This window comes from Chlorogloea sp. CCALA 695, assembly GCF_003003885.1.
Lineage (GTDB): Bacteria > Cyanobacteriota > Cyanobacteriia > Cyanobacteriales > Chroococcidiopsidaceae > Aliterella.
This window is the reverse complement of sequence record NZ_PVWN01000012.1, coordinates 101235-110462: the sequence shown is the minus strand read 5'-3', so window position 1 is coordinate 110462 and position 9228 is coordinate 101235. Positions and strand designations below refer to the sequence as shown.

9 protein-coding genes and 1 pseudogene are annotated in these 9228 nt (G+C 44.4%); 8 read left to right on the top strand and 2 right to left on the bottom strand.

All coding sequences use genetic code 11. The features are described 5' to 3' along the window. Positions 1–63 precede the first annotated feature (63 nt). Positions 64–1353 carry a phosphopyruvate hydratase gene (eno, locus tag C7B70_RS09165; RefSeq protein WP_106368744.1) on the bottom strand — a complete coding sequence of 430 codons (1290 nt, stop codon included), beginning with the start codon at positions 1351–1353 and terminating at the stop codon, positions 64–66. Between the two features lie 101 nt (positions 1354–1454). Here eno and gloA point away from each other — a divergent pair, with 101 nt between their 5' ends. After that, the gene (gene gloA, locus C7B70_RS09160) at positions 1455–1880 is read left to right on the top strand and encodes a lactoylglutathione lyase (protein WP_106368743.1); all 426 of its coding nucleotides are present in this window, start codon (positions 1455–1457) and stop codon (positions 1878–1880) included. Beyond that, positions 1877–3376 (top strand): iron uptake porin, encoded by a 1500-nt coding sequence (locus tag C7B70_RS09155; protein WP_106368742.1) that lies wholly within the window; start codon positions 1877–1879, stop codon positions 3374–3376. Before gloA ends, C7B70_RS09155 begins: the two co-directional genes overlap by 4 nt. On the opposite strand, the gene C7B70_RS09150 is transcribed toward C7B70_RS09155, so the two are convergent. Continuing rightward, positions 3373–3828 carry a cupin domain-containing protein gene (locus C7B70_RS09150; protein ID WP_106368741.1) on the bottom strand — a complete coding sequence of 152 codons (456 nt, stop codon included), beginning with the start codon at positions 3826–3828 and terminating at the stop codon, positions 3373–3375. The genes C7B70_RS09155 and C7B70_RS09150 overlap by 4 nt on opposite strands. Before the next feature lie 17 nt (positions 3829–3845). On the opposite strand from C7B70_RS09150, the gene C7B70_RS09145 reads away from it, so the two are divergent. From C7B70_RS09145 to C7B70_RS09120, 6 genes and pseudogenes are all read left to right on the top strand, one after another. Beyond that, a complete protein-coding gene (locus tag C7B70_RS09145; protein ID WP_369831840.1) occupies positions 3846–4217 on the top strand; it encodes a hypothetical protein in 372 nt (123 codons plus the stop codon). A 218-nt stretch (positions 4218–4435) separates the two neighbouring features. Then, positions 4436–5965, top strand: a complete 1530-nt coding sequence (psbB, locus tag C7B70_RS09140; RefSeq protein WP_106368740.1) for a photosystem II chlorophyll-binding protein CP47 — start codon at positions 4436–4438, stop codon at positions 5963–5965. Positions 5966–6118: 153 nt separating this feature from the next. Continuing rightward, positions 6119–6217, top strand: a complete 99-nt coding sequence (locus C7B70_RS09135) for a photosystem II reaction center protein T (protein WP_009632497.1) — start codon at positions 6119–6121, stop codon at positions 6215–6217. A gap of 121 nt (positions 6218–6338) precedes the next feature. After that, positions 6339–6836: a transcriptional regulator NrdR gene (nrdR, locus tag C7B70_RS09130; protein WP_106368739.1), complete on the top strand. Its 498-nt coding sequence runs from the start codon at positions 6339–6341 to the stop codon at positions 6834–6836. 306 nt (positions 6837–7142) lie between these two features. Beyond that, positions 7143–8105, top strand: a pseudogene (locus tag C7B70_RS09125) (30S ribosomal protein S1); the annotation flags it as partial. Positions 8106–8482: 377 nt separating this feature from the next. Next, the gene (locus C7B70_RS09120; protein WP_106368737.1) at positions 8483–9214 is read left to right on the top strand and encodes an HAD family hydrolase; all 732 of its coding nucleotides are present in this window, start codon (positions 8483–8485) and stop codon (positions 9212–9214) included. Positions 9215–9228: the final 14 nt, after the last annotated feature.

Genomic DNA, 9228 nt, shown 5'->3' with positions numbered 1-9228 from the left:
CAATGGGGGGTTTGGGGGGCAGACCCCCCATATTCGGTTTTTCTTAAAGTGAGCTATAACTACTTACTTAGCCCCCAAACCAACAGCACCAGCATAAACAGCGCGACTACCTAACTGGTCTTCAATTCTGAGTAAACGGTTATACTTAGCAACTCTTTCGCTGCGACAGAGAGAACCCGTTTTAATTTGTCCAGCGCGAGTAGCAACAGCCAAATCTGCGATCGTTGTATCCTCAGTTTCTCCCGATCTGTGGCTGATAATAGAGCGGAAACTATTACGAGTAGCCAAATCTATAGTTTCCAAAGTTTCCGTTAAAGAGCCTATTTGATTGAGCTTAATTAGAATTGCATTAGCGGCAGATTGGTCAATACCTTTTTGCAGACGAGTAACATTAGTTACAAACAAATCATCACCCACTAGCTGAGTTTTCTTACCTATTTGTTGAGTAAGAAGCTGCCAACTACTCCAATCGTCTTCATGCAAACCATCCTCAATCGAAATTATCGGATAAGAATCGCATAGTTGCCCTAAATAACTAATAAACTCCGTTGGTGCGTGAGGTACACCATCGTAGACATATTGACCATCCTTGTAAAACTCACTAGCCGCCACATCTAGCGCCAACGCTACTTCTTCCCCTGGTTTATAACCCGCTTTGGCGATCGCCATCATCAGCAATTCTAAAGCCGCTTGATTAGATTCTAAATTCGGCGCAAAACCACCTTCATCGCCTACCCCAGTAAGCAAACCTTTATCGTCTAAAACCTTACTCAAAGCCGCAAAAATCTCCGCCCCCCAGCGTAACGCTTCCCGAAAAGAAGATGCACCCACCGGAACAATCATAAACTCTTGAAAATCAACGTTATTAGAAGCGTGAGCGCCGCCGTTGATTACATTCATCAACGGTACAGGTAACAAGTTGGCTAAAGGGCCGCCCAGATAGCGGTAAAGAGGCAATTCTAGATACTCCGCACCAGCCTTTGCAGATGCTAGAGAAACCGCCAAAATTGCATTTGCACCCAAAGAAGATTTATTAGGCGATCCATCAAGGGCGATCATCGTGCGATCAATTAATTCTTGATTAATTACATCCAAGCCTAGTAACTGGGGCGCGATCGCTTCATTGACGTTCTGTACCGCTTTGAGTACCCCTTTTCCTCCATAACGGCTATTATCATCATCTCGCAACTCATGCGCCTCAAAGCTGCCTGTAGATGCCCCACTGGGGACTTGAGCGACCCCTACTACACCACTAACTAAGTGAACTTCCGCTTCAACTGTAGGACGACCCCGCGAGTCGAGAATTTCTCTAGCAACAATGTTATCAATAGCAGTATCTAGTGTATTCATCATCCTCAATAGCACCTCAATTAAGTCAGCAGTCAGCTAGAAATGCAATATATCGCGTTTTTACAATAAAAAATGTAATGTAATAGAGGATTTGGAGTTGCAAAATGCGATTACTACATACAATGCTCCGCGTGGGCAACTTAGAGGCTTCCCTAAAGTTTTACTGCGAACTGCTGGGAATGAAGTTATTACGCCAAAAAGATTATCCAGGGGGCGAATTTACTCTAGCTTTTGTGGGCTATGGCGATGAATCTGACCATAGCGTAATTGAGCTAACCCATAACTGGGGTGAAGATAAGTACGAATTGGGCAATGCTTACGGACATATTGCCCTAGGAGTGGATGATATTTATAGCACCTGCGAACAAATTAAAACCCAAGGCGGTAAAGTAGTGCGCGAAGCAGGGTCAATGAAACACGGTTCTACAGTGATTGCTTTTGTGGAAGATCCCGACGGGTACAAAATAGAGCTAATTCAACTAGGCACTTCAGGCACTAAGCAAGCATCCTCCGCTCAAAATCAGCAATGAAGTTTCAGTTTAAGCATCAATTTTTCAATAGCAAGCTGGGAACTGGTTGGGTATTGACAAGTTACTCGATTTTGTTCCTAGCTTTCCCTGTTCAAGCTCAAGTTGTCGCCGCTAAAGACTTAGATTTTGATTCTACCCAGCTTGCTCAAGTAACGGCGGTAGATGAACTAGGCGATGTTTTGCCTACGGATTGGGCATATCTTGCTTTAGCCGCTCTTATTCAACGTTACGGAGCTATTTCTGGCTATCCTGACGGGACGTTTCGCGGAAACCGCTCTTTGAGCCGTTATGAGTTCGCGGCGGCGCTTCAAGGCGTGTTAGAGCAAGTCACTAATACTGGTACTTTTGTTAATCAAGAGGATTTAGTAACTTTACGGCGCTTAGAACTAGAATATCGCTTGCCTTTAGACCAAATTCGCACTCGCTTAAACGATATTGAAAGGCGCGTTACTAATCTAGAAACTAATCAGTTTTCCGCCACAAGTAAATTGCAAGGAGAGGTAATTTTTGCCTTTACTGAAGGTAGAAAAGCAAATCCAACTCTCGTCGCCCGTACTCGCTTAAATTTTATTACTAGCTTTACCCCTAATAACCGCCTAATTACCCAACTTGAAGCCGGAAATAATGGCGGAGATGCAATTTCTTCTGTCCAAAATGAAATACCCAATCTCCTAGGTACTACAGGTTTATTAGCTGATGGCGGCGGCTTAGAATATTCCCAAGTTGATCATAATGTCCACTTAAGACGGCTATATTACACCTTTCGTCCTCAAAAAGATTTAGAAGTGACTATCGGGGCAAAAATGCCCCCCGAAGACTTTATTGATCGCAATCGCTACGCTAATGATGAATCTAGCGATTTTAGCTCTAGCTTTTTCCTCAATAACCCCCTCATTGTCCCCAACCAAATTGATCGCCCTGGAGGTGCGGGAGCGGCTTTAGCTTGGAATATTGGCGGCGGTGATTTTACATTACGAAGTCTTTATATTGCCGCTAATAGAGATCGGGACTTATTCGGCGATCGCAATACGGGCAGTATAGAGCTAGAATACGCACCCCGCTCTAACTTTGCTCTCCGTTTGCAATATACTAAAGCCTTAATCGACAACACCGATATTTCAGCCTTTGGAATTAATGGCGAGTATGCTTTTAACCGCACTACGGCGTTTTTCGGTCGGTTTGGAATTGGCAATTACGATGGTTTTAATACAGCAATTTCTCAAAACCTAGACTTACAACCTCATACTTGGGCGGTGGGAGTATCTTGGCGAGACTTGGTACTACCAGGAACTTTAACCGGAATTGCGATCGGACAACCCTTTGTAGAGGCAGGTTTGGGCAATGCAACTCAAACCAATTTCGAGGCTTTTTATAAGCTACAACTAAGCGATAATCTGAGTGTCAGTCCGATTGTGCAGCTAATCGACAACGCTAATAATGACAGTGCTAACGGTATTACCTGGCAAGCTACATTAAGAACAAGCTTCGCCTTTTAGTATAATTTGCCATCATTGTGCGTAAAAATCCAGCCTTCAGGACTATTTTGGGCAACTAAATCGTCGTCAGGATATGTTACCCGATCGCTAGAAGTGCGATCGCCAATTTCCAAATAAGTAGCCTTTTCTCCACTACGATTAATTAAACAATGCCCGTTGGCTACTCCGGCGGCAAACCCAGCACAATCGCCTACTTTGAAAATCTCCTCTCCAGCATCCGTTAATAAAGTAATTTCCCCAGACACAACATAAATAAATTCATCTTGCTTATCGTGCCAATGTCTCAGCGCTGAGGCACTTCCAGGGGCAAGCTCTACTAAATTTACTCCAAAATTCTCTAGTCCGGCGGCGTTACCCAAACGCTTCTTAACTCGTCCGGCTACTACGGGTTTAAATTCTTCTGGATAATTAGAACCGTAACAATTAGTTACATTTTCTGGATTAATTATCATTTTGCAGTTAATTAAAGATGGCTCTGTTTGCTATCGTAAACAACAACCAATTATTAGTTCAAGCAAGCGTGAAATATTTTTTTCTCACCGATGGCTGGACAATCGGCAGAGTGTGGGCAAGTGATGGATTGTGGAATGAAGCAGCTTGGCGGCGCAAACCAAAGGTTGAACGATTAAATCTGCAATTAATTACGCAAAATGAGACATTATGGCTCTATAGAGTAGAAGAAGTCATTTTAACTATTGAAGTAAAACCCGCCTCTATTACCCCAAATGCGATCGCTTCAGTAGTATTAAAGCGGTTAATGAGCGCCCCCCAAGTAATCGAACGACTGAGCTACGCCACCGCCAGTTGTCAGGTCGAAAATGCCCAACTTCTGGTTGAATAGCCAGAATTAAAGTGCCATGGCGCTCTTTATACTCTTGCATTCGAGCCAGTCAATAGTTACACTTTTTTAATAATACTCATTTTGTTTGGCGTTACCAGAGTGCGAAAGTGCGATCGCTGTTTAACTTAAAACAACTGTTATGCGCGTAAGCATCTGGCAATAACAAAAAGCTGAAAAATTACTGTTTGTAAATACTCATCCTTGGAGGATCGTAGTCAATGGGACTACCCTGGTACCGCGTACATACAGTTGTTCTGAACGATCCAGGGCGACTGATATCTGTACACTTAATGCACACTGCTCTAGTCGCTGGTTGGGCTGGTTCGATGGCTTTGTACGAACTAGCAATTTTTGACCCCAGCGATCCTGTTCTCAACCCCATGTGGCGACAAGGATTGTTTGTCATGCCCTTCATGGCACGTTTAGGCGTAACCCAATCTTGGGGCGGCTGGAACATTACTGGTGGCGCAGCAACCGATCCGGGTTTTTGGTCGTTTGAAGGCGTTGCCGTCGCTCATATCGTGCTTTCTGGCCTATTATTCCTAGCTGCTTGCTGGCACTGGGTATATTGGGATTTGGAATTATTTAGAGATCCTCGTACTGGCGAACCTGCACTAGATTTGCCCAAAATGTTTGGCATCCATTTATTTTTATCTGGTTTGCTCTGTTTTGGCTTCGGTGCTTTTCACCTCACAGGTTTATTTGGGCCGGGAATGTGGGTTTCTGACCCCTATGGTCTTACCGGGAGCGTTCAACCTGTTGCGCCTGAATGGGGCCCTGCGGGCTTCAACCCGTTTAATGCTGGCGGTGTAGTAGCTCACCATATCGCGGCGGGTATTGTCGGGATTATTGCCGGGTTATTTCACCTTACCGTCAGACCTCCAGAAAGGCTCTACAAAGCCCTACGGATGGGTAATATCGAAACTGTACTATCAAGCAGTATTGCCGCCGTCTTCTTCGCCGCTTTTATCGTAGCTGGGACAATGTGGTACGGCAACGCTACTACCCCAATTGAACTATTTGGTCCCACCCGCTACCAATGGGATCAAGGCTACTTTAAGCAAGAAATTGATCGCCGCGTTCAAGAAGAAATAGCCCAAGGTCAAACCCTGACGGCAGCTTGGTCGGCAATTCCTGAAAAACTTGCTTTCTATGACTACGTTGGTAATGACCCCGCTAAAGGTGGTTTATTCCGCGTTGGCCCAATGGATAAAGGCGATGGAATCGCTCAAGGTTGGCTAGGACATCCGGTATTTAAAGATGGTGAAGGACGCGAATTAAGCGTTCGTCGTCTGCCTAACTTCTTTGAAACCTTCCCTGTAGTTTTGACCGATGCTGATGGCGTTGTCCGCGCTGATATTCCTTTCCGTCGGGCTGAATCTAAGTACAGCTTCGAGCAAGCGGGAGTTACAGCTAGTTTCTACGGTGGTGCTTTAAATGGCAAGACCGTTGAAGATCCCTCGGAAGTTAAAAAGTACGCGCGTAAAGCTCAATTAGGCGAACCCTTTGAGTTTGACCGCGAAAAACTCAACTCTGATGGTGTATTCCGTACCAGTCCTAGAGGTTGGTTTACTTACGGACACGCCGTATTTGCTTTATTATTCTTCTTCGGTCACTTGTGGCACGGTTCTCGGACAATTTTCCGCGACGTGTTTGCAGGGGTAGAAGCAGACTTAGAGGAGCAAGTCGAATGGGGTCTATTCCAGAAATTGGGAGACAAATCTACCCGCAAAAAAGAAGCTGTTTAAACTTTAAGCAGCAATCAAATCAACTTTGCTGGCAGTGATGTTAAGAACGGTTAAACAATCATGTAAGTCACAATTGCAAAGGAATTGTTCAGCCGTTCTTTTCTTTTAATTGGTAAAATATCAGTATTAAGTAACTAATTTGGGATTTGAAATATGGAAAGCGTTGCTTACATTTTGATTTTGGCTCTTGCCATTGGAACATTGTTTTTTGCGATCGCTTTTCGGGAACCACCCCGGATTGAGAAAAAGTAAGCAGCAAAGTTTACTGAAAACTACTACTAGGTACAAATCCGATGCTACGCTTTATTTGTAGCATCGGATTTTGCCATATTTGCCTTGCTACTCAAAAGTCTTGCTTATCCCCGTTGCCCCTATGCAATGCCCTTTTTGCCAGCATCCCGATAATAGAGTGCTAGAATCCCGCGCCACTGAAGCCGGGCAAAGTATCCGGCGGCGGCGGGAATGCTTAAGTTGTTTGCGTCGATTTACAACTTACGAGCGGATAGAATTTGTGCCAATTACCGTGATCAAGCAAACAGGCGATCGTGAATTATTCGACCGCTCCAAAATTTTGCGGGGAATGGTTCGCGCTTGTCAAAAAACCGGGATTCCTTACCTCAAATTAGAGGCAATAGTAGATGAAATTGAATCCCAATTACAACAGCGCGCAGTCCGGGAAGTTACAAGCTTAGAAATTGGCGATCTGGTTTTAGAGCAACTAAAAGCAATTAGTGAAGTTGCTTACGTGCGGTTTGCGTCAGTTTATCGCCAATTTAAAAATATTCGCGACTTTGTAGAAACTTTGGACGATTTAAGTAATTGTGCTACTGAACCCCATCCTGAAGTTTTTACAGTCACGGCAATGAGCTAAAAAGCGCTATTAATGAACATTAAAAGAATTTGCACCCCTTAGCTCAGTTATAATGATGGGTCTGGATACTAATGCGTTTAGAATTACCACGTCCTAAGCTAGGATGAGAATAAAAGTAAATTGCAAAAATGTGTTCAGGTGATCGCCGTCCATTACCACCGGGAACACTAACCCGAAGATTGTAAATCCTCGACCTTAGCAAAGAGCAACAGATCGAGGCTTAGGTGTAAATTGCCGCTATCACAAGCGCGCAGGTGCATCGTAGGAGGCAAAAAACTACGGAGACTAACATCAGGAAAAATTAGCATGGTCAATCAGAAACAAACTACTTTAGATATTGGCTTTACTCACGACGATTTTGCTGCACTGCTCGATAAGTATGACTATCACTTTAGCCCTGGTGATGTTGTGGCAGGTACAGTATTTAGTATGGAGCCGAGGGGCGCTCTGATTGATATTGGTGCTAAAACCGCCGCTTATATTCCCATTCAGGAAATGTCAATTAACCGGGTAGATGCCCCGGAAGAAGTATTACAATCCAACGAAACGCGAGAATTTTTCATTCTTACCGATGAAAACGAAGACGGACAGCTAACCCTTTCCATTCGTCGCATCGAGTATATGAGAGCTTGGGAGCGAGTGAGACAACTGCAAACAGAGGATGCTACCGTGCGATCGGGAGTTTTCGCTACAAATCGCGGTGGTGCTTTAGTTAGAATTGAAGGCTTACGCGGCTTTATTCCTGGCTCTCACATCAGCACTCGCAAACCTAAAGAAGATTTATTAGGCGAAGAATTACCATTAAAATTTTTAGAAGTAGATGAAGACCGCAACCGTCTAGTTCTCAGTCATCGTCGCGCCTTAGTAGAGCGCAAGATGAATCGTTTGGAAGTCGGCGAGGTTGTAATTGGAACTGTACGCGGCATTAAGCCTTACGGTGCTTTTATAGATATTGGTGGAGTAAGCGGATTACTGCACATTTCCGAAATTTCTCACGACCACATCGATACGCCTCATAGTGTATTCAACGTCAATGACGAACTAAAAGTTATGATCATTGACTTAGATGCTGAAAGAGGACGAATTTCTTTATCTACTAAGCAATTAGAGCCAGAACCCGGCGATATGATTAAAGATCGGCAATTGGTCTTTGATGGCGCTGAAGAAATGGCTGCTAAGTATCGCGAACAAATGCTTGCCAAGCAGCAGGGTACTACAATTAGCGACGACGAATTATCTGACGAAGATATCCCCGACGCAATGGAAGAAGCGATCGCCCCAACGGATGAAGATATCTCTACAACAGGCGAGGATGTCTCCGTTGTAGATGAAGATATCCCCGACGCAATGGAAAATGTCTCCGTTGTAGATGAAGACATCCCCGACGCAATGGAAGAAGCGATCGCCCCAATGAATGAAGATATCCCCGACGCGAGCGAAGATGTTTCCGTGGTAGATGAAGATATTCCCGACGCGAGCGAAGATGTCTCTGACGCAAGCGAAGATATCCCCGACGCGAGCGAAGAAGTCTCCGCAACAACCGAAGAAATTTAAATTCGGCTATTCGTAGGTCATTTATCAGCTAAAAAAGAGGGAAATTTCCCTCTTTTTATTTATTTGCCGCACAATTTGGGAGATCGGAATTTTTGGCAACTATTCAATGCAAAAACCGCACTTTTACAAACATTGAAGCAATCATCTTTGATAAAGATGGGACTCTTGAAGATAGTCAAGCTTATTTAAGAAGCTTAGGACAAAAGCGATCGCGCATTATCGACGCGCAAGTTCCTGGCATAGGGGAACCACTATTAATGGCTTTTGGCATCAATGGAAATAAGCTCGATCCTACCGGACTATTGGCAGTAGGCAGTCGCCACGAAACAGAAATAGCGGCAGCCGCCTACATTGCCGAAACGGGTAAGGGATGGTTAGAATCTTTGGAATTAGCTCGTCGTGCCTTTACCGAAGCAGATAGCTTTATTGGTACTGCTCCCTCTCCACTCTTTGTCGGTAGCTTAGAAGTGTTGCAATACCTTTCCCAAGCGGGGTTAAAACTAGGCATTCTTTCCGCCGCTTCTACGGAGCGAGTACGCGCCTTTGTCCAAACTCATCAGTTGAGCGATTACATTCAATTGCAAAGGGGAACCACACCGGGCGGAATTAGCAAACCCAATCCAGAATTATTTATTCATGCCTGTCAATCTTTACAAGTTGAACCAATTAATACTCTCATGATAGGCGACTCGGTGGGAGACATCAAAATGGCACGTGAAGCCGGAGCCGCCGGATGTATTGGCATCTGCTGGAACCAAGATGCTCCTTATTTAAAATCGGCAGATGTAGTGATTTCTCACTTAGAAGATATTAAATTTGTGTAAATCATTGATGAAGT

Excerpts from the sequence above, each read along its gene's own strand:
- eno (WP_106368744.1), bottom strand. The coding sequence starts at position 1,353 with ATGATGAATACACTAGATACTGCTATTGATAACATTGTTGCTAGAGAA.
- gloA (WP_106368743.1), top strand. The coding sequence starts at position 1,455 with ATGCGATTACTACATACAATGCTCCGCGTGGGCAACTTAGAGGCTTCC.
- C7B70_RS09155 (WP_106368742.1), top strand. The coding sequence starts at position 1,877 with ATGAAGTTTCAGTTTAAGCATCAATTTTTCAATAGCAAGCTGGGAACT.
- C7B70_RS09150 (WP_106368741.1), bottom strand. The coding sequence starts at position 3,828 with ATGATAATTAATCCAGAAAATGTAACTAATTGTTACGGTTCTAATTAT.
- C7B70_RS09145 (WP_369831840.1), top strand. The coding sequence starts at position 3,846 with ATGGCTCTGTTTGCTATCGTAAACAACAACCAATTATTAGTTCAAGCA.
- psbB (WP_106368740.1), top strand. The coding sequence starts at position 4,436 with ATGGGACTACCCTGGTACCGCGTACATACAGTTGTTCTGAACGATCCA.
- C7B70_RS09135 (WP_009632497.1), top strand. The coding sequence starts at position 6,119 with ATGGAAAGCGTTGCTTACATTTTGATTTTGGCTCTTGCCATTGGAACA.
- nrdR (WP_106368739.1), top strand. The coding sequence starts at position 6,339 with ATGCAATGCCCTTTTTGCCAGCATCCCGATAATAGAGTGCTAGAATCC.